The organism is Soonwooa sp. (assembly GCF_032062245.1).
Taxonomy (GTDB): Bacteria; Bacteroidota; Bacteroidia; order Flavobacteriales; family Weeksellaceae; genus Soonwooa.
The window spans coordinates 1-20813 of record NZ_DAMBQF010000030.1; the positions used below are offsets into that span (position 1 = coordinate 1).

General features: G+C 34.3%; 21 protein-coding genes. 10 read left to right on the forward strand and 11 right to left on the reverse strand.

The genetic code is table 11. From position 1 onward, the window contains the following. Window positions 1–14: 14 nt before the first annotated feature. Both RT037_RS11765 and RT037_RS11770 read right to left on the reverse strand, forming a co-directional pair. On the reverse strand, window positions 15–203 hold the full coding sequence (locus tag RT037_RS11765; RefSeq protein WP_313031498.1) for a hypothetical protein: 189 nt from the start codon (window positions 201–203) through the stop codon (window positions 15–17). Window positions 204–329: 126 nt separating this feature from the next. Next, window positions 330–1160, reverse strand: coding sequence for a helix-turn-helix domain-containing protein (locus RT037_RS11770; protein ID WP_313031502.1), 831 nt, complete (start codon window positions 1158–1160; stop codon window positions 330–332). Window positions 1161–1743: 583 nt separating this feature from the next. On the opposite strand from RT037_RS11770, the gene RT037_RS11775 reads away from it, so the two are divergent. The 9 genes from RT037_RS11775 (at window position 1744) to RT037_RS11815 (ending at window position 8387) form a co-directional block, all read left to right on the forward strand. Next, the gene (locus RT037_RS11775) at window positions 1744–2790 is read left to right on the forward strand and encodes an acyltransferase (RefSeq protein ID WP_313031506.1); all 1047 of its coding nucleotides are present in this window, start codon (window positions 1744–1746) and stop codon (window positions 2788–2790) included. A 121-nt stretch (window positions 2791–2911) separates the two neighbouring features. Beyond that, the gene (locus RT037_RS11780) at window positions 2912–3586 is read left to right on the forward strand and encodes a hypothetical protein (RefSeq protein WP_313031509.1); all 675 of its coding nucleotides are present in this window, start codon (window positions 2912–2914) and stop codon (window positions 3584–3586) included. Between the two features lie 55 nt (window positions 3587–3641). After that, window positions 3642–4460 (forward strand): hypothetical protein, encoded by an 819-nt coding sequence (locus tag RT037_RS11785; RefSeq protein WP_313031511.1) that lies wholly within the window; start codon window positions 3642–3644, stop codon window positions 4458–4460. A gap of 1 nt (window position 4461) precedes the next feature. Continuing rightward, complete coding sequence (locus RT037_RS11790) at window positions 4462–5115, forward strand: DKNYY domain-containing protein (protein ID WP_313031514.1); 654 nt, start codon at window positions 4462–4464, stop codon at window positions 5113–5115. 21 nt (window positions 5116–5136) lie between these two features. Then, entirely contained in the window at window positions 5137–5631 is a 495-nt protein-coding gene (locus RT037_RS11795; RefSeq protein ID WP_313031516.1) for a hypothetical protein, read from the forward strand. A 28-nt stretch (window positions 5632–5659) separates the two neighbouring features. Next, window positions 5660–6247: a hypothetical protein gene (locus RT037_RS11800; RefSeq protein ID WP_313031519.1), complete on the forward strand. Its 588-nt coding sequence runs from the start codon at window positions 5660–5662 to the stop codon at window positions 6245–6247. Between the two features lie 7 nt (window positions 6248–6254). Beyond that, the gene (locus RT037_RS11805; protein WP_313031522.1) at window positions 6255–7028 is read left to right on the forward strand and encodes a hypothetical protein; all 774 of its coding nucleotides are present in this window, start codon (window positions 6255–6257) and stop codon (window positions 7026–7028) included. Between the two features lie 28 nt (window positions 7029–7056). Then, complete coding sequence (locus RT037_RS11810; RefSeq protein WP_313031523.1) at window positions 7057–7887, forward strand: DUF4349 domain-containing protein; 831 nt, start codon at window positions 7057–7059, stop codon at window positions 7885–7887. Next, entirely contained in the window at window positions 7863–8387 is a 525-nt protein-coding gene (locus RT037_RS11815; protein ID WP_313031527.1) for a hypothetical protein, read from the forward strand. The genes RT037_RS11810 and RT037_RS11815 overlap by 25 nt, the downstream gene beginning before the upstream one ends. Window positions 8388–8633: 246 nt before the next feature. Here RT037_RS11815 and RT037_RS11820 read toward each other — a convergent pair whose 3' ends face one another. From RT037_RS11820 to gpmI, 8 genes are all read right to left on the reverse strand, one after another. Further along, window positions 8634–10082 (reverse strand): TolC family protein, encoded by a 1449-nt coding sequence (locus RT037_RS11820; protein ID WP_313031535.1) that lies wholly within the window; start codon window positions 10080–10082, stop codon window positions 8634–8636. Further along, entirely contained in the window at window positions 10060–13209 is a 3150-nt protein-coding gene (locus tag RT037_RS11825) for an efflux RND transporter permease subunit (protein WP_313031537.1), read from the reverse strand. Before RT037_RS11825 ends, RT037_RS11820 begins: the two co-directional genes overlap by 23 nt. Before the next feature lie 36 nt (window positions 13210–13245). Further along, a complete protein-coding gene (locus tag RT037_RS11830) occupies window positions 13246–14391 on the reverse strand; it encodes an efflux RND transporter periplasmic adaptor subunit (protein WP_313031540.1) in 1146 nt (381 codons plus the stop codon). Window positions 14392–14548: 157 nt separating this feature from the next. Beyond that, complete coding sequence (locus tag RT037_RS11835) at window positions 14549–15316, reverse strand: class I SAM-dependent methyltransferase (RefSeq protein ID WP_313031542.1); 768 nt, start codon at window positions 15314–15316, stop codon at window positions 14549–14551. Window positions 15317–15407: 91 nt separating this feature from the next. Further along, a complete protein-coding gene (gene map / locus RT037_RS11840; RefSeq protein WP_313031544.1) occupies window positions 15408–16217 on the reverse strand; it encodes a type I methionyl aminopeptidase in 810 nt (269 codons plus the stop codon). 61 nt (window positions 16218–16278) lie between these two features. Beyond that, window positions 16279–16710: a BT0820 family HAD-type phosphatase gene (locus tag RT037_RS11845; protein WP_079665924.1), complete on the reverse strand. Its 432-nt coding sequence runs from the start codon at window positions 16708–16710 to the stop codon at window positions 16279–16281. Window positions 16711–16837: 127 nt separating this feature from the next. Next, entirely contained in the window at window positions 16838–17815 is a 978-nt protein-coding gene (locus tag RT037_RS11850) for an acyl-ACP desaturase (RefSeq protein ID WP_313031547.1), read from the reverse strand. A gap of 79 nt (window positions 17816–17894) precedes the next feature. Continuing rightward, window positions 17895–19427 carry a 2,3-bisphosphoglycerate-independent phosphoglycerate mutase gene (gene gpmI / locus RT037_RS11855; protein ID WP_313031550.1) on the reverse strand — a complete coding sequence of 511 codons (1533 nt, stop codon included), beginning with the start codon at window positions 19425–19427 and terminating at the stop codon, window positions 17895–17897. A 123-nt stretch (window positions 19428–19550) separates the two neighbouring features. Between gpmI and RT037_RS11860 the strand changes: the two genes are divergently transcribed. Next, entirely contained in the window at window positions 19551–19874 is a 324-nt protein-coding gene (locus tag RT037_RS11860) for a translation initiation factor (RefSeq protein WP_079665420.1), read from the forward strand. Here RT037_RS11860 and RT037_RS11865 read toward each other — a convergent pair whose 3' ends face one another. After that, entirely contained in the window at window positions 19875–20774 is a 900-nt protein-coding gene (locus tag RT037_RS11865; RefSeq protein ID WP_313031554.1) for a leucine-rich repeat domain-containing protein, read from the reverse strand. Between the last annotated feature and the right edge of the window lie 39 nt (window positions 20775–20813).

Genomic DNA, 20813 nt, shown 5'->3' on the forward strand with positions numbered 1-20813 from the left:
AAAAAATAATACTTTTACAAAAACAAAAGTTGCACTAGCAATTTGAGACCACCATTTTTTGCTGAAACTTTAAGTTGTTGATGGTTTTGCAAAGCCAAATCCATCACTTTATATACGGATAGATCGCGAGATTCTTGAGCATAAGACAGTCCAAATGTTAGCATACTGAGTGCTAACATCGTTTGTTGTACCTTATTTTTCATTGTTTTCCTTGTTGTTATTTTGAAGTTTTTTCTACTTTAATTTTAAAAGGACAAAGTCAGCGCGCTAAACAAGCGTTTAAAATGATTCAGTTTACGTGTTTTGATGTTCAAAAGTAAGATTGAAATCTAAAATTGATTTCGATACTGAGAAGGACTCAAGTTTTCATGTTTTTTAAAGAAATGACTGAACGAATATTGATCACTGAATTTCAGATCGTTAGAAATCTCATTAATCGGTTTTAAACTTGAACTAAGTTGCGCCTTAGCTTCGTTCAAAACAAATTCATTAAGAATCTGAATAGCGCTTTTTCCGAAAACTTCTTTTAAAACCACAGTTAAATGGCGACTAGAAATCATTAAGCGCTGCGCGTAATATTCCACATTCCGCTCAATTTTAAAATTGCCCGTAACCAGTTTTATAAAATCGAACGCAATCTCCTGAGACCGTGACATTTTTTGTTTGGAAATTATACGTTGATGCGCGACAATATTGGCCAATTGATAAACTAACGCAGCAAATAAAGATTCAATAATTTCGATTTGATATTCTTGTTGGTCGATGTTTTCGATATAATATTGAATATTGAGAACGTTCTGCCATAAAGCAGGAAACTCGGATTCGCTTGCTTGATAGCCTTTCTTAAATTCGGCTCTGATACTTCGAAAAGCATGAAGTCTATTGAGTTTTAAGTTAAGTGTATCAAAGAAATTTCGATTATAAGCAACGATAAGAATATCGATATCTGGGCTGTATTCAAGGATTTCATAAACGGAAGTGCTGTCGATAAGAGTCACGCCGTTTTTATGAAGCGTGTACACATTGATCTGCTCACGAAGCTTGATGTAACCTTCCTTCAAAAACAAAAAAGCAGGTCTTGCGGGATGATACGGATGACCGACAACCAAATGCTCCAGAAGGTTTTCTTTGCTAAAAACTTTGGCTTCCTCGAAAATCATATTCTTACAATTTGTTCAAAAGTAAGAAAATTAAAATTTATCATGAATCTGGATTTTATACTATAGTAATCTTATTATTATATTAGCCCCGATAGAAGCGGCATCCTTTGAGGCGCCGTGAGGCGGCGGAGCTTCGCGGAGCCGTCCGAGCGGCGCATTAAAGATATAGCGGATAGCGGGAAAAAGCTACAAAAAAATAATACAAAGCTTTTCGATGAAATCAATTGCTCCTAAAAGCAATCGACGTAGTAAAAAAGCTACCAAAAAAAAATAATAAAAGCTTTTCGATGAAAACAATTGCTCCTAAAAGCAACATTTATTTGAATTAAAAAAAACTGTTTTAGTATGCCAGCTTCTTTAACAGGCAATTGAAACATCTCACATTAAATGTATTTTCTATGAAAATAATTTACTAAAATTAATGTTCTGATAAAAAAACATAAATTAAACTGATGCAAATTTTATCTTTCAAAAAAACGCACTTGTTAAAATAGATTTTTCTTTAAGAAATAAACTAAATTTGCGTTTGACTTTATTAAAAACACAATAACAAAGAGCAAATTGTTCTTTACACGAAAAAAATATGACTGCAAGTAAAAAACGTATTTTAGTTCTTGATGGGCTAAGAGGTTTGGCAATTCTGCTGGTACTATTATTCCATGGTTACTCGGTGTGGGACGCGTACTATCCTTATAAAAGACAATTTTCGGAGATTATCTTGTTCAAATATGGAAGTCTCGGCGTTCAATTATTTTTTTTGATATCTGGATTTGTGATTTTGATGTCGGTTGAAAAGACACCAAATTACTGGAAGTTTTTGAAAAATAGATGGATTAGACTTTTTCCGAGTATGTTAATTTGCAGTTTTCTCGTGTATTTAACCGCAAGTTTTTTCTATGAAAGGCCTTTCGGAATTCCGGAGTTAAAATCGCTTTTGCCTGGGATTACATTTATTAATAATGGTATTTTGGAAATGATTTTTAAAACAGATTTTCCTGTTTTAGAATTGTCATTTTGGTCGCTATATGTCGAAGTTAAATTCTACATCATTTTTGGTGCGTTATACTTTATGTTTAACAGAAATATAGCATTGTTAGGCATCTTTCTTTTGTATTTGTCAGCTTGCATTTTACAAATTTTTATTTTCCACAATCTTATCCACGAATCTGGATTATTGAAAACATATATTGGATCTTTTATACATTTTGGATGGTTCGTCGCGGGTGCATTAACTTATATGTATTATCAAAAACCTGATAAAAAGACGCTTGCGGCTATCATCTTTACAGTAGTATGCTCGCTATTTTATGCTTATAAATTCCAAGATTTGACATTATTAATCTATTTAATTGCTGTTAATCTGGTGTTTTTTGCAGCATTGTTTTGGGAGAAGTTTGGGGCTATATTTTGTACAAGACTTTTTACATTTATTGGCTTTATAAGTTATCCGTTATATTTGTTGCACGAGAATATGCTAATTGCATCTATCATTAAAATTCATAATTATTTCCCACAAATACCATATTTTTTATTGCCTATTTTGTCGTCAATTTTCATTATAGTCCTAGCTTATATCGTTGCAAAATATCTCGAACCAGTAGTCCAAAAGCAGTTAAAAAAAATAATTTAATTTGTTGATTTTTCTTTCTAATGCTAATATTTTCCACTCATAAATAATCCTATTTTTAAGGAAGATTTTTCGTTTTTAAATATGAATATCAAACAATATCTTTGCGCTTCACAAAAATAGAATGGTCAATCGCAAAGCTTTAGAAAAATTATCGAATCGGGAGCTTAATAACTATCTGAAACCCGACAGTCGTTATGTTGCCGAAGCCATTGAAATGGCTTTCGAAATTCTAAAACAACGCAATGCTACTTTTGAACCTTCCGAAACTGAGCGCATCAAATCTTTAATCGAAAAACGTGGCGAAGAAGAAATTAAAAGCCAGGAAGAGAAAGCGCTAGAACACAAAGATTACATCACCGAAAATCCTGACGCATTTCCGTTGCAAAGCCGTTATTTAGTAACAATGTTTGCTTTGGTATTTGGTGCTTTTTCGGGAAGTATTTTATTAGCTTATAACTGTTTCAAACTTAAGAAAACATCGAGTGCTATTGGCGTTTTAATATTTGGATTGACTTTTAGCATCTTACAAATTTTAGCTTTTCCTTATCTAAAACCAATGTCAGATCACAACAATTTTTCCTTACGCAAAAGTCCCGAAATGTTGTTCGCTGCAATTGGTTTTCTTATGCTATTATTTGTTTGGAGTGAAGTTATTCCAAAGAAATTCGAGTACCGCCAAGCCTCGTTTTTAGTGCCATTTTTAGTTGCAGCAATAATGCTTTCACTTATTTTATGGAATTATAACAATTGGTTTTCAAGCTTTTTAATTCATCGATTGTTGCAAGGTTTATTTTAAAACAAATTATACAGATTAGCTTTTTTTGAGTATTTTTAAATTCACAATTAATTGAATGAAAAAAATACTTCTTAGTCTTGGTGGCATTTTTATTATAGCCATTATTGGATTAATTTATCTTTCGGGTTACAAAATTCCCAATACTAACAAACATCCTGAAATTCCGTATTTTCCAAAAACGACCAAAGCAGATCAATTTGTAAACAAACAAGTTGATAGTCTTTATATTAACAACTATTATTTAATTCCGAAGACCGATTATATTTTAATCAATTATAAAAAAAGCGCCAACAATAATGACGAAACTAGAATCGCTGTAATCAAAAAAAATCTAAAGCCTGTCTACGATTTTTATTCTAAAGGCAGTGTATCTTATGGTTACGATGCAGAAAAAAATTGGGTTTATTTTAGTTCTGCATCAAACGAAAATAAAGATTTGAAGCCTTTTGTCTTAGATATTAATACATTAAAAACTCATGATATATCAGAAACTGAATTTAAAAACAAAAAATTAAATTTTGATGGAAATCTTATTGCAATAAAAATGGCTGGCGACAATGGCATCAATGTGCATAATATTCAGCTTTTTGATAAAGCAGTTACTGGTAACAGTCTTGATCGAATAAGCTACGGGACACCATCTTCTGGCGTTGAAGGTCGAGGAAAAGTTTACGAAAAAGACAGAGGCATCTTCACGCAAAGTCGAGATTATTTCTTTAAAATGAAATTAAAAAACGAAGAAGTCGAATTCAAAACCAATTTATTTTACAATTCGGATAATTATTTTGATGAGTTAAATTCACCAAAAACTGACCAAGACACGTTACTATATTATTCGGACAAAAGATTCTATCAATTTTATAAAAAGAAATAGCATGAAGAATTTTAATTCAATTTATATAACAGTCATCATTTTTATGTTATTCGGTTGCAAATCTCCTAACGAAAAAAAGAAGATTGAAAAAGTAGAAACTTCGAGAACGGAAAATATTAACAACTATAAAAAAATAATAGACAGCATCAACCAAAGTTTAGCTTGGATTAAAACCAGCTTTGGACTTTATAAATCTAAAAACGGAGATTTGGCATTAAAAGCCGCCGAAGGTACCGAGGAAGGTATTATCATCGAAAAATATATTACTGAAATGGCTGATGGTCAACCACTGAAATCCGTAATCGATTCTGCAACTTTTTCCTATCTTGGAAGTTCGTTCTATAAAGACAAAAACCATGTCTACACGCATTATGTGATGGTGGATGGTGGTAATTTTTGGATTGTTGACAATGCAGATGTCAAAACTTTTCAGGTTTTGGGAAATTGCTACGCAAAAGACAAAAACAAAATCTTTACAGAACGAAATATGGAAACAGATACTATTTTCGATTATCGAAGCTTCAAAACTTGTGATGATTGCGGATGTTTTGCAAAAGATAAAAATGGCTACTATTTTTGGGATGAAAAAATTGACATCAACAATATTGAAAATAAAGAGACAGAAAGTATTATCAATAGATTGAAAAAATTGTAAATGCATCTAATAAAACACAATATGAAACTGACTTGGAGAAAAAATATTGCTAGTGACTATTCAATTTTTAATAATGCGCAAAAAATTGGAAGCTTACGCAAGGAAGATTTATTTACTGATAAAATCATTGGAAAAATAGATGCACAAGAATTTTTGTTCTATAAAAAGAGCATTTTTGATAGTTCTGTAAGTTTTAAAAATACGGAAGATTCTAGCCAGATAGGAAACATTAATTTCAATATTTGGAATAACAAAGCGAACATAGAATTTGGAGGTAAACGTTACACTTGGCGGTACAACAATTTTCTCAACAACAAATGGATTATTGAAAGCACGACAGGCAACAAAGCTGAGTATACATCGAGATTTAGCAATGGAGAAATCAATATTAAAGATGATGATCAACTGATGATTCTCTTGGGATTATATGTTAAAAAATATTATCAACGGAATACTTTCATCATTTTTTTCGTTCTTTTTTTACCGATAATTATACGAAGCATTCTTAATAATTAAAAGTAATTCCAGACACAAAAACACGAAAATGAAATTAAAAATTACAGCTATTTTTTTACTAATTTTTGTCTCACAAAAAAGCTTTGGGCAAGCTTCTGACGAGCAATGTCGTAACATTGTGTACGACATAAAAGGTGATCTTAACAAAGATGGACTTGCTGACAAAGTTGTGGTTAGAGAAAATACTGAAGATTCAAAACATCCATATTTGCTGGAAATCTTTTTTAAAAATGTTGATGGTTTTTATAAAAAAGTTTTGAGATCAACTAAAGCTGTTACGCCAAAATTCCCTGCTGGAGGAGAAATTTCTGATGTTAATTTAGAAAATTTGGAAATAAAAAGTGGACTTTTAATTTTCACCAATCAGCTTATCAGAGGAAATTACGTACACAAATTTCGGTTTCAAAACGGAAATTTTGAGTTGATCGGCTTTACAGAAAATAATGCTTCTGCGGGTTATATAGAATATGTGGATTACAATCTCTCAACTGGCGTTAAAACCAACAAACACATTGACTATCAAACAGATAAAGTATTACTGTATAAAAAATCGATTGACAAAATGAAGTCACTCCCAAAACTTCAAGATTTCGAAGCTTTAGAATACGTTTATTAAAAAAAATATGTTGAAAAATATTCTGCTTTTATTATCGGTAACATTTACGCTTTTCTCTTGTGGGAAAAGTTATCATGTTGAAAAAGATAAATATCCCAACATTCCTAAATTTCCAAAATTTGAAAACAACCAACTAAAGCTCACCAAAATCGACGAAGTTATTTTTGATCTTGAACCCAATCATATGGGAGCATATTTTCAGAAAAGATTTATCATTAAAGATTCCATGCTTGCTATTGTAATTTTTATTACAGATCAAGGCAACACTCGAAATCCCCAGAAGAATGATCCTTATCTCGTTAACCTTAGCGTGATAAATGGTGACAAAATCACAAGTACGCAACGAAGTGATTATGATTTTCGATTAAATTTTAAAATCGATTCTTTAACCAACGACATCATCATCGGAAAAACAAAGTATTTTGCGAAATCAAATTATCTAAAAAACGATTCTATTCCGAATCTTAAAAGTGATGATTTCTTCGATCCTTATGGCAAATTTGAGTATGATGACACTGTATTTTACAAAGCTGAACTTCTTGACAAAATCGTTTATGATACCGAAACAAAAATTGATGGCGTACAAAACAGCCCGATTTTTGGTTTAAAAAATGTGCCTTCTTTTCTTTATTATAACAAAATTAAAACGAAAGGCAAGAAAGGTTTAACAAAAATGGACAACAAGCTTTTGCCAGAAATTGTTACGGTTAAAGATAACTTGTATTATGTCGAAGATCCCGTTAAACTATCTGACAATCAATACAAAAATCAACATTTATAAAATCGAATAACACCAAATTTTTCTAAATATGCGCAATTTATATATTCTATTTGCTCTCATTTTACTTCTGTCTTGTGGACAAAACTCGCACGAAATAACGAGTGCTAATGCTTCCTTGATGGAGGTTATACCAGAAGCCAAAGCTGTCGATCTCGCAAATGGCAACACATCAACACCTACAGATTCTGTCGCAGTTAGTATTGATAAAAAAATCATCAAAAGTGCAAATCTCGATATCGAAGTTTCGAATCTAGAAAAAGCCAAACAAAACATACAAGAAGGTCTAAAAAAGAACAAAGGCTACATCCAAAACGAAACTTTTAGTTCGCAACCTGACCGAGATGTTGTTTCGTTTTTCATAAAAGTTCCGAATGAGAATTTTGATGCGTTGATTAATTCGTTTTCGACTGGTTTGGGAGATTTAATTTCCAAAAATGTAAAATCCGATGATGTCACCGAAGAATATACGGATATTTCGATTCGATTAAATAATAAATTAGCTTTCCTCGACAAATATCGTGACCTTCTAAAACAAACCAATTCTACAAAAGATATTCTCGAAATTCAGGAGAAAATAAGAGCTTTGGAAGAAGAAATTGACTCAGCGAAAGGCCGACTAAAATTCATTGATGATCGTGTTAAATACAGTACAATTGACATGACGATTGCGAAAATAAAACCTCAAAACTCGGTAACTTCCAAAATAGGCTTCGGAACCAAATTCTTGGATTCTATCTCTCAAGGTTGGAATAATTTTGTTGATTTTCTTTTAGGATTGGTTTCATTTTGGCCATTTTTATTGATTATTCCTGTATTAATATTTCATTGGAAAAAATGGAAAGCAAGGAGAAAGAAATAACAATGATTTCAAATTATAATTATCAAGTTTTTAAAGGTAAACTGAACGAATTAACCACAAAAGGAAAACCTGAAATAAAAGGAAATCCTTTTGCTATTTTGTCGTTCAATAATTCAAAATGTCCTTTTTATGACTTAGTTAACGAAGGTGAATTTAGAATAAGTAGAAACTCAAACTTTTTTTCTATTCCATTTTTAATTGAAGGAAACTTTTCTGAAAACAAATACAATACAGATGTTAATTATCAATTAAAACCGATAGCTTTCGGATATTATTGGCTGCGAATTTTACCAGCTTTAATCAACTTTGTTTTAATTATTTCATTCATTATCAATTACAAACGACTTGAAATAGATTCATATAAACCAGATAAAATAATAGTTGCCATTTTATTATTTGAAATTTTCATCTTCGCCCCATTATTTTTTTCTGAATTAGGAAAAAGAAAATTTGAAACGAAATTTTTAGAGGAATTAAAAATCTTAAATAAAAACAGTTAGTAGTCACTAGCCCCGATAGGAACGGCATCCTTTTGTGGTGGTGCGAGGCGACGGAGCGCAGCGGAGTCGTCCGAGCGACACAACAAAAGATATAGTGGATAGCGGGAAAAAGCTACCAAAAGAAAATAACCAAGAGCGTTTCGATGAAATCAATTGCTCCTAAAAGCAATCGACCTAGTCAAAAAGCTTCAAAAAAAAGATCCTAACTAAAATTTTAGTTAGGATTTTTTTATGTTTTTTAAAATTCTAAAACTGTCCGCCACCAAGCGCACGATAGAATTCGGTCATGGCTTGCAACTGTTGCAACTTGTCATTAACTGCAGATAATTGCGCCTGTAACAGGGCTTGTTCCGCCGTCAAAACATTAACGTAATTAACTTTGGATGAGTAAGTTAACAACTCATTACTAAAGTCAACCGTCTTTTGCAAAGATTCGATTTGTAGTTGACGTGTCGCCTCTTTAGATTTTGCTTTTTCGTAAGTTACCAAAGCATCCGAAACCTCTGCACCAGCTGTTAACAAAGTCTTTTCAAAATTGATATAAGCTTGTTCTTTACGAGCTTCCGTTATTTTCACTTGCGCCTTGCGATTGCCTTGTTGGAAGATATTTTGGGTTAAAGTTCCGCCAACGGTATAAAACAACGACTCTTTGAAAAAGTCTTTAATATTTTTTGATGAAAGCCCTAAAGCTGCTGTAATATTAAGCGATGGATACACCTGCGCCAAAGCAACATTTTTGTTTTCGAAAGCTTGACGAAATGCCATCTCAGCCGACAAAACATCGGGACGATTCTGCAACAACGACGCCGGAAGTCCAGTTCTGAAATCTGACGAAACAACTTGCGAGTCAATGCTATTTCTTTCAATATCTTTTGGTGCTTCACCCATTAAAAGATTAAGGGCATTTTCGGTTTGTTGAATCTGAATTTCTAAATCTGGAATCATCAACTGCGCCGAATATAAATTAGCTTTACTTTGCTCAACATCCGCACCAGTCAAATACGCAGCGTCCATCAACAACTGCACAGCTTCGACATTTTTGGTACGAAGATCGACCGTTTGCTTTGTAATTTCTAACTGTTTATCCAAAGACAACAACTGATAATACAAACTTGCTGCTTGCGCCACCAATTGCGTTTGCACTGCTCTTCTAGCCGCTTCAGTTTGTAGAAAACCTGAGTAAGCAGAACGCTTCATTGCAGCCATCTTTCCCCAAATATCAACTTCCCAACCTGCAGAAACGCCCAATTGGAAATTCATAATGTCTGGCATCCTAAAATTGTTACCTTGCGCCGCCGCACTATTTTTGGTATCTTTTATAGAAGCAATCCCGTCAAGAGTTGGCAAATGATTGAGTTGCGATTGTTTGAAAACCGCATCCGCTTCATTAATTCTCGTTACAGCGATTTTTAAATCATAATTGTTCTCAATCGTTTTTTTGATGACACTTTGTAGTTTGTCATCAGCAAAAATTTGAGTCCAAGCGACTTTTGCCATAGATAACGAATCGGCGTTGGTTTGCTTTCTAAACAACGACTTATCCCAATCGGCTTTTACACTTGGTTTTTGATAGGTTTCTGTGACTTTACAAGACTGCATTAATCCCGCTAAAGCTATTGTGGAAACTATATGTGAAGTTTTAATTTTCATTGTAATAGATTTACTTGTGAGATTATTCGCTAAGTCTGTTTCCATAATCTTCTTCGAAAACTTTCTTGTTAGACACACGTTCTTGTAAATATTGGAAAATTGCAAACAAGGTCGGAATAAATAACACACCAAATATTGTCCCAACTAACATCCCGCCAATCGCCCCAATACCAATTGATTGGTTACCAATAGCCCCTGCACCACTTGCCGACGCTAACGGAATTAATCCAAATATAAATGCAAACGACGTCATCAAAATCGGACGAATCCTTTGTTTAGCTCCAGAGATGGCAGCTCGACCAATGCTGTAACCCATTTTACGAGCATCCAAAGCAAACTCAACAATAAGAATCGCATTTTTCGCCAAGAGTCCAATCAACATAATCAAGGAAATCTGCGTGTAAATATTGTTTGATTTACCAATCCAGCTTGAGAACATCATCGCACCAGCCAAACCAACTGGCAACGACAACATTACAGCAAATGGAAGTAAATAACTTTCGTATTGTGCCGCCAACAAGAAATAAACGAATACACAACAAAGCATAAAGATAAATACCGTCTGACTTCCAGAATTTACCTCTTCCCTTGTCAAACCTGAGAATTCGTACCCATAACCTGTCGGAAGCGTTTCTGCCGCAACTTGTTTTACAACTTCAATCGCGTCACCAGAACTATAACCCGCATTTGGTGTGCCATTAACTGACACAGAAGTAAAGAGATTAAAACGTCCAATTGCTTGCGGACCATATACCTTTTTAGTGGTTACAAAACGGCTAACTGGTGCCATAACACCTGCACTATTTCTCACCATCATCGAGTTGAGATTTTCTAAACTTTGACGTTGATCTGCTGGCGCTTGGTAAATAACACGATATTGTTTTCCAAACAAATTAACATTGGAAGAATATACTCCACCGAAATAACCTTGCATCACCGATAAAATATCATTAACTGTAAAACCAGCTGCTTTAGCCGTCGGCACATCAATATCGATCATATATTGCGGATAGTTTGGATTAAAAGACGTAAAAGCATTTTGTACTTCTGGACGGCTTTTCAGAGCGTTGATAAAATCGTTACTTACTTTTGTTAAATCTTCAATACTTCCACCTTTTTGATCCTGAACTTGGAATTCGAAACCAGCCGCATTACCAAAACCTTGAAGCGTTGGTCGACCAAAGAATACCAATTTTGCATCTTTAATACCTGCAGTTTTTTGATATAACCTTGCTAAAAGCGCTTGTGTACTTTCTTCTTTACTTTTACGTTCTGACCAAGGTTTTAATTTCAAAATTAACATACCATTGTTACTTCCCGATCCCGACATCATACCACGACCAGACACTTTAAGAATATGTGCCACTTCTGGTTCTTGTTTAACAATAGCTTCTACTTCATCAAGAACGGCTTGTGTTCTAACTTCATTTGCTCCCAATGGTAACGAAATATCAGCCATTACACCACCCATATCTTCTGACGGAACAAAAGATTTAGGCGTTGTATTCATCAACCAAATAAATATTCCTGTAAATGCTACAAGTCCTAAACCTGCAAGCCATTTTTTTCTTAATAAAAATAATACCCAAGTTGAATAACGCTTAACAAATGCATCGAAAATAGTATTAAAATACATGAAAAATCGTTGCATCACATTCATTTTTTTAGCTTCATGCGAATGTGGTTTTAAGAAAATCGCACACAAAGCTGGACTCAATGTCAAAGCGTTAACCGCCGAAAGTGCAATCGAAATTGCTAGTGTTAAACCAAATTGCTTATAAAATACGCCCGCCGAACCTGTAAGAAAACTTACGGGTACGAATACGGCGGACATAACTAACGTAATACTGATGATCGCTCCACTAATCTCGCCCATCGCATTAACCGATGCACGAAGTGGCGATTTTTCACCTTGTTCCAATTTACTATGGACTGCTTCAACAACAACAATGGCGTCATCCACAACAATACCAACTGCAAGAATCAAAGCGAAAAGCGTTAGTAAGTTGATTGTAAATCCGAAAATATTTAGGAAAAAGAATGTACCAATAATCGCAACAGGAACCGCAATCGCTGGAATTACTGTCGAACGCCAATCTTGTAAGAACAAAAATACCACCAAGAATACCAAGATAAATGCCTCGATCAAAGTATGTACAACTTTCTCGATAGAAGCGTCTAGGAAGTCATTCGCATTAACAAGCGTTGTCCATTTAACCCCTTTTGGAAAACCTTTTTCGGCATTGGTTAATACTGCTAAAGTTTGATCAATAACATCTTGCGCGTTAGATCCCGCCGTTTGCGAAATTGCAATACCAATACTCGGATTACCATCTGTAAAACTCTTCCCAGTGTAATCTTGCGCACCTAATTCTATTTTCGCAACATCTTTTAGACGAAGAATTTGACCGTTTTCAGTTCCTTTCAAAACGATTTCTTCAAACTGAGGAATCGTTGTTAAACGACCTTTATATTTTAAAGTGTATCTAAAACTTGTATTAGCCTCGTCTCCAACACTTCCTGGCGCAGCTTCTATATTTTGCTCTGCTAAAACAGTGTTAATATCCGAAGGAACTAAGCCATAAGCCGCCATTTTTTGCGGATCTAACCAAATCCTAACCGAATAATCTTTAGTACCAAAAACAGTTGCATCACCAACACCTGCTACCCTTTTAATCTGTGGAATAATGTTGATGTTCGCGTAGTTTTGGATAAAAGTTTGATCAAATTGCGGGCTTTCACTATACAGTGAAAATATTAAAACATTGGAACTCTGACGTTTAACAACTGTAACCCCAGCTTGCGTCACCTCGCGAGGTAACAAACTGTTAGCTCTAGAAACTCTGTTCTGTACGTTAACCGCCGCAATATCAGGATTTATCCCTTGTTTGAAATAGACTGTAACCGATCCCGATCCATCGTTAGTCGCTGATGATGTCATGTACGTCATACCTTCCACCCCGTTGATTTGCTCTTCCAGAGGGACAATGACACTTTTTAAGATAACATCAGCATTGGCTCCCATATAGTTAGCATTAACTACGACTGTCGGTGGCGCAATATCTGGATACTGCGCTACGGGAAGCGTAAAGATGCCCAAAACTCCCAAAATGACGATAATAATGGAAATTACCGTCGAAAGTACTGGACGTTCTATAAATTTTTTAAACATAAATCTTATTTAAAATTCAGAAAATTCTCAAATAAATTAGTTCTTCAAAGTTGCTTGAAGAGTGGTTTCTTTAGGTACAATTTCGGTGTCATCTTTTAATAAACCAACACCTTGCACGACAATTTTGTCACCAGCTTTTAGGCCAGAATCTACGGCGTAAGTTATACCGTCTGGAAGCTCTGTGATTTTGATTTCTTGAGATTTTACTTTATTGTTAGCTCCTACAACGTATACAAAAACCTTCCCTTGAAGTTCGTAAGTTGCTTTTTGTGGAATAACAATGATATTTTCTAAATTGTTCGGTAGTAAAATCATTGCGCTGTAACCACTTCTTAACAAGCCTTGAGGATTAGTAAATGCTGCACGCATACTAAAAGATCCAGTACTTGGATCAACTAAACCACTTATAGATTCTAGCTTTCCTTTTTCGTTATACATCGTACCATCAGAAAGACGAAGACTTATCAAAGGCGTATTTTTTATTTTTTCTTGAATTGAAGCGCCAGGAGAATGTTTCAAAAAGTTAAGCTGATCTTTTTCATTAATAGAAAAATAAGCAAATATTTTTGAGATATTTGAAACTGTTGTCAAAGCTTGCGAAGTACTAGCACTCACATAACTACCTGCCTTTAAGGGAAGTGGTCCTACAACTCCAGAAACGGGACTTGTAATCACAGTATAACCTTGGTTAACTTTCGCATTAGTCAATTGCGCTTGTTGTTCAGCAAGACTTGCTTGTGCCGCCTTTAGATTAAGTTGTGCTGCTTGCAATTCGTAAGCAGAAATAATCTTGCGATCAACCAAAGGTTTGGTTTTAGTTACTTGCATTTGCGCTGTTGCAACCGCAGCTTGTGCACTGTTAACAGAAGCTTGTGCTACACGAACCATTTGTTCATATTGAGGATTACGAATTCGGAACATAGACTGTCCTCTGCTAACCATTTGTCCCTCATCCACATAAAGATTCTCGATAAAGCCATCAATCTTCGGTCGTATTTCTACATTTTCCACACCTTCTAATCTTGCTGGATATTCGGTATGATTATCTGCTGCTCCGGCTTTCGCAACGATATATTCATAAGGTTGCGGTTTGGCATCCTTCTGCGCATCAGGCTTCTTATCTTGTGAACAAGAGACTGCAATGAGCGCCGAAGCCGCCATCAGTATCGATATTCTTCTCATAAATATTAAAAAATTAAATGATTTGCTAAAATAAAGTTTTAAAATCAAACAATCGATTGATTTACATCAATAAAAACAATTAAAGATAATAGATATTATGTATCGAAGAGCATTGTGGTAGCATGTTTAACGTTTACTTAACAAAAAAATCCGAAAGCTATAACTTTCGGATTATCGGTAATATTTCATTTTTTTGAAGAGCAAAACGTTTTTGATCGTTTTCTGAAAAATTTTGAGAATAATAATTAATATCAACCTCAAAACCAACACTTTTTAATCGATCAAAATAATCCATCCCATACCACCTGACATGGTCGTATTGTCCAAAATGCTTCTGCCTTTCTTTAGGATCAGTAATGCTAAAATCTTCATAAGTCTCGGCTAAACTATTTTTCATCGGGACTTGCACAATTCCCCATCCGTCTTTTCTCATCACACGATACAACTCCGACATTGCTTTTCTGTCATCCACAATATGTTCTAAAACATGATTACAAATAATAACATCAAAACTAGCATCCTCGAACGGCAAATCTAAAATATCAGCTTTAACATCAACAATCGGAGAATACAAATCCGCAGAAGTGTAGTCCAGATTTTTCATCTTTTTGAAACGACGAATAAACTCTTGTTCTGGCGCAATATGAAGTACTTTAATATTCTTTGAAAAAAAATCTGTTTCATTCTTAAGATACAACCACATTTGGCGGTGTCTTTCCAAAGATAAAGTTCCTGGTGACAATGCATTTTCGCGTTGTTTACCATAACCATACGGAAGAAATTTTCTATAAGATTTACCATCAATAGGATCTGTAAAACGATCGCCTTTAAATACTTGATAAATCACTGGACGCGCCAAAATACTCAATTGGATAAGCATTGGTCTTGGCACTTTATTAAGAAGAAATTTTGCTATTTTTTTCAAATGAAATAAACTATATTTTACTTTAAATAAACTTTACAATAATTTAAATTACAATTATTTATAAACTTTAATTAAAGTTATTTTTACAAAATTAAAAATCTAACTGAAATGCTTTTTCTTCATCCGAAACAATTCCTAAAGCATCATAAATATATTGGTAAGTTGATAGTAAAACCGGCTTACCTTTGATGATACAAACGTCATGCTCAAAGTGTGCAGAAGGAAGCATATCCAAAGTTGTAACCGTCCAACCATCATTATGGAATTTCACTTTTTCTGTTCCCATATTCGTCATTGGTTCTATGGCTAAAGCAATACCATCTTTTAAGACTTTACCACTTCCTTTTTTACCATAATTAGGCACTTGCGGATCTTCATGCATTTTGCGTCCCAAACCATGTCCTACAAGCTCTCTAACAACGCCATACCCCTCCTTCTCACAATGTACTTGGATTGCATTTGCAATATCACCAACACGCTTACCACGAATACATTGTTCAATACCTTTATAAAGCGATTCTTTAGTAATACGAAGCAATTTTTTAACTTCTGGAGTCACTTCTCCGACTTCAAAAGTATAAGCATGATCACCATAAAAATCGTTCATATAAACGCCGCAATCTACGGACAAAATATCACCTTCCTTCAAAGGTTCATCATTCGGAATCCCATGCACAACTTGCTCGTTGGGAGAAATACAAAGATTTTTCGGGAAATCGTACATTCCTAAAAATGCTGGATAACCACCATGATCACGAATAAATTCGCCACCCAATTTATCTAAATAGTTAGTTGTAACACCAGGTTTAATTTCCTTCGCAAGCATACCCAAAGTTTTAGAAACCAATTGAGCGCTTTCTTTCATCAAGCGAAGTTCTTCTATTGTTTTTAACTGTATCATTGTATTAAAAAATTAAAATGCTGATTAAAAAACCAGCATTAAAAATGTTTGTCTAAATATTTTACCAAAAAAGACCTCTCTTTTTTTCCTTTTTCATTTTTGAATAAGCGTGTACTTCTCCTCCAGCAACCTGAAACTCGATACGCTCTTTTACGATTTGATAAACTTCGCCCCAACCTGGGAAACCTCCTAGATTACGATCGTCAATAAATAGATCGGCATCAATTTTACGACTTTGTGTTTCATTATCAAAAACTTCACCTTCAAAACTTGAATTAACAGCGTAAAATTCTAATCCATTTTTGCGACAAAACTCAACTGCATCGTTAAGTTCTTTACCATGACGGTATGTCCATAAAATTAGTCTGTAACCTTCTGACTGTAACTTCTTTAAGGTATCAAAAGCGAAAATTTTAGCCTTTCCAATTCCTGGGTAAGCATCATCTACAATTGTACCATCAAAATCAATAGCCAATTTTTTGTTGTTGATCATCATTATTTTAAAGCTTAAAAAGTATGCAAATGTACGAAAAATAAAAGACTCTCTCGTTTAATACAAAAACAAAATCCAACACGTTATCATGTTGAATTTGTAATATTTAAACGTTTTAGATTAAAATCTAACTTTTAACCCATTTGAAGTTATATTCTCTATCTGGCGTCGCTAGACGATCTGTGATACGCTGTAATCTAGAAGGTAATTTCATTAGATAATCTCTAGCTTTTTCTGCAGACTCGTTAAGTCCACCGATGTTATCAATCTTCCAATCTAACAAAAGATCTTTTAATATATCAATATAATCTTGCGCTGTATACACCATGCAACGTTGCGCAGCATCTGAGAAGTGTTCCCAAAGTTCGCCTGCCTTTTGACCAGATTCTCTCATCAAATGTGCTGGCATAACGATTTTTTTACGCATCATATCTTCGAAAGCCAACATCATTTCGCTTGGATCTAATTCGAAAATCTTTCCTACGAAATGCTTGTATGCCTTAGCATGTCTCGCTTCATCCGCAGCAATAACACCACACATTTTAGCCAATTTGGTATTACCCGTTTGCTTAGCTAAAGTCCCAACACGACGGTGCGAAATATTAGTGGCTGTCTCTTGGAAGCTCGTATATACGAAGTTTTTATAAGGGTCCATACTTGTTTGCAGATCAAACCCGTCATTAATCAAATAATGGGTTGTAATTTCCATTTCGCGCATGTTAACACGCCCACATAGATAAAGGTATTTACCCAACAAATCGCCATGACGGTTTTCTTCAGCTGTCCAAGCTCTCACCCATTCTGCCCAACCAACTCGTTCTTCTTGGTTGATGCCGTCGATCCCCATAATCCACGATTCGTAACTAGGAAGTGCTTCTTCTGTAATACAATCTCCAATTAAAGTTACAAAAAGATCATAAGGCATTTCGTGCGCAAATGTCTGTAACTCATCCAATTGATCTTTAAAATCGGCACTAGATGTATCTGGCAAAAAGTCCGAGGGTTGCCATATCTTTTCAATAGGTGTGAGAAACTTCGATATGAAACTTGACATTTCAGTTTCTAAATTTTTCATCACCTCCTTCCTTACCAGTTTGTTATACATCAATATTTAATTTTAAGTTTTTGCAAAGTTAACAATATTATGCATAGGATAGCATCTAATTTTTTATTTTATAACGAAATTAAGTCAAAGACACCAAACTGTCGCCAGTCATGATTTCTGGTTTAGCAACGTTCATCACACTTAATATTGTTGGTGCAACATCGCCCAATTTACCCGGTTTTAATGTCCAAGTATGATCTTTGTCCATTACAATAAACGGAACTAAGTTGGTTGTATGTTGTGTATTAGGCGATCCGTCTTCGTTTTTCATAATGTCAGAATTGCCATGATCTGCCAAAATAAATACAGCATAACCATGTTCGTAAGCCATTGTAGCTACTTTTTCGATGCAAGAATCCACAACTTCCGCTGCTTTAACCGCTGCATCAAAAACGCCTGTGTGCCCTACCATATCGGTATTTGCAAAATTTAAACATACAAAATCTGCAGTCTCATGTTCCAGCTCTGGAAGTATAGCATTAGTAATATCATAAGCCGACATTTCTGGTTTTAGATCATAAGTTGCCACATCTTTTGGACTTGGACAAAGCAAACGTTTTTCACCATTAAATTCCGCTTCGCGACCACCAGAAAAGAAGAACGTAACGTGTGGATATTTCTCTGTTTCAGCAATTCTAATTTGGGATTTTCCGTTTCTTTCTAAAACTTCGCCCATTGTATTTTCGAGAACATTTTCGTCAAAAACAACCTCAACATTTTGGAAAGTTTTATCATAATTGGTCAAGGTGATATACTTAAGATTCAACCTATACATATCGTAATCTGGGAAATCTTTTTGAGAAAGAACTTCTGTAATTTCGCGACCTCTATCTGTTCTGAAATTAAAACAAATCACAACATCTTCTTCCTCTATGGTAGCGATTGGTAAACCATTTTGGATACAAACAATCGGTTTGATAAACTCATCCGACACATTATTTTGATATGATTTTTCAATAGCTTCTAAAGGATTTTTAGTTTCTTCTCCCTTTCCTTTTACCAATAGATCGTAAGCTAATTTTACACGCTCCCAACGCTTGTCGCGATCCATAGCGTAATAACGACCAATAACGGAAGCCAAACGTCCTGTCGACTGCTTCATATGATCTAGGAGTTCTCCAATAAAGTCTAAGCCAGAATGAGGATCGCAATCTCGTCCATCGGTAAAAGCATGTACAAATACATTTTTTTCTAAACCAAAATCGTGTGCTGCGCTTAGCAAAGCTTTAAGGTGATTGATATGCGAATGCACGCCTCCGTTAGAAACAAGACCAATAAAATGAACTTTTTTATGGTTTAATTTTGCATATTCGAAGGCATCTTGAATTTCTTTTTGACTTCCCAAAGTGCCATTTTCAGCAGCCATATTTAATTTAACAAGGTTTTGATAAACCACACGTCCAGCACCAAGATTCATATGTCCGACCTCTGAATTCCCCATCTGACCTGCTGGTAAACCAACAGCTAAACCACTGGCTTCCAATGTTGTATTAGGGAAGTTTTTGAGACAACTATCTATAAAAGGTGTATTAGCTTTTGCAAGTGCAGAAACTTCAGGATTAGTACCCAAACCCCAACCATCCAAGATGGCTAGTATCGCTTTTTTTGACATGATTTTGGAAATTTTTCTACTACAAATTTAAAAAATAAGGCTTAAGAATTCTAGTAAAATTAATGTTTTTAGTTTCGATATTTTATTTAACTTTAAAACATTTTTCAAAACATAAAAAATACAATGGACTTAAGAGACCAATTGAAAAACCTTTTCCCAGATCATGAAGAGCAAGATTTTGAAATGCCCGAGGAAAAGTTTCAACAAAAAGAAGCGCTCGTGTGCAAATTCGAAAAGAAAGGTCGCAACGGAAAACCCGTTACTTTAATAGAAGGTTTCGAAGGTAGCGAAGATGAGCTAAAAGCGATTTCTAAAAAGATAAAAACAACGCTAGGCATCGGTGGATCCGAGAAAGATGGCGTTATCGTCATCCAAGGTGACAACCGTGATAAGATTATGACTATCTTGAAAGATATGGGTTATAAAACCAAACGTGTCGGCGGATAATTAAAAATATATTAGTGTTTGAGGCATTGAAGATTTAAGATTTTCAATGCTTTTTTTATCAATTGGATTTCCTGTTAGGATTAAAGTTTTTAAATTTTTAAGAGAACTAACCTCTTCAGGAATCAGACTTAACTTATTGTTAGCCAAATTGATACTTTCAATTTTTTCTAGTTGACGTATGTAAGATGGTAATCTTTCGATATTGTTGTTACTAAGATTTAGAAATTCTAATTTTTTTAGTTTTAATAAGCTTTTAGGAAGGTTGATAATGGCATTTTCTTGAAGTTCTATATATTTCAATTTCTTAGGAAAGTCGATGTTTTCTAAATCATTAATCTGATTCATGGATAAATTCAAGTATTTCAACTCTTTTATTTTGTCAAGATTTTCAGGAATAAAACTAATCTGGTTGCCTTGCAAATTGATTTCCTTCAGATTTTTAATCTCAATTAAAGCTTCTGGAAAAACCGACAAATTGTTAGCATCGAGATGAATAACTTCCAAGTTTTGTAGTTTTGCAAGACTAGGGTTGACTTCTGTTAAAGCATTTAGGTTCATAAAAAACTCCTTCAACTGCGTCAATTCTGCAATATTATCGGGTATATATTTAATTCCATTTTTATTCAAATAAAGATACTCGAGTTTTTTAAGACTGAATATTTTTTCATCCATTTTCTCTAAATTATTTCCCATAAAATTTAGAAAAAACACCTCTTGAAAATCAGTGATTTCAGGCGGAACATTAAAGAGTCCTTTTTCGCGAAAACTTAAACTAAATATTTTTTCTTTCGACTTTTTTGCGTCTTCAACAGATGTGTAAGTCGGAAATTTGATTGGGTCTATCTGTGCATTATAAGCCTGAAAACTTAAAACAAAAAGGAAAAATTGAATCTTTTTCATAAATAAATAAAAGCTCCTGACAACAAAGTATCAGGAGCT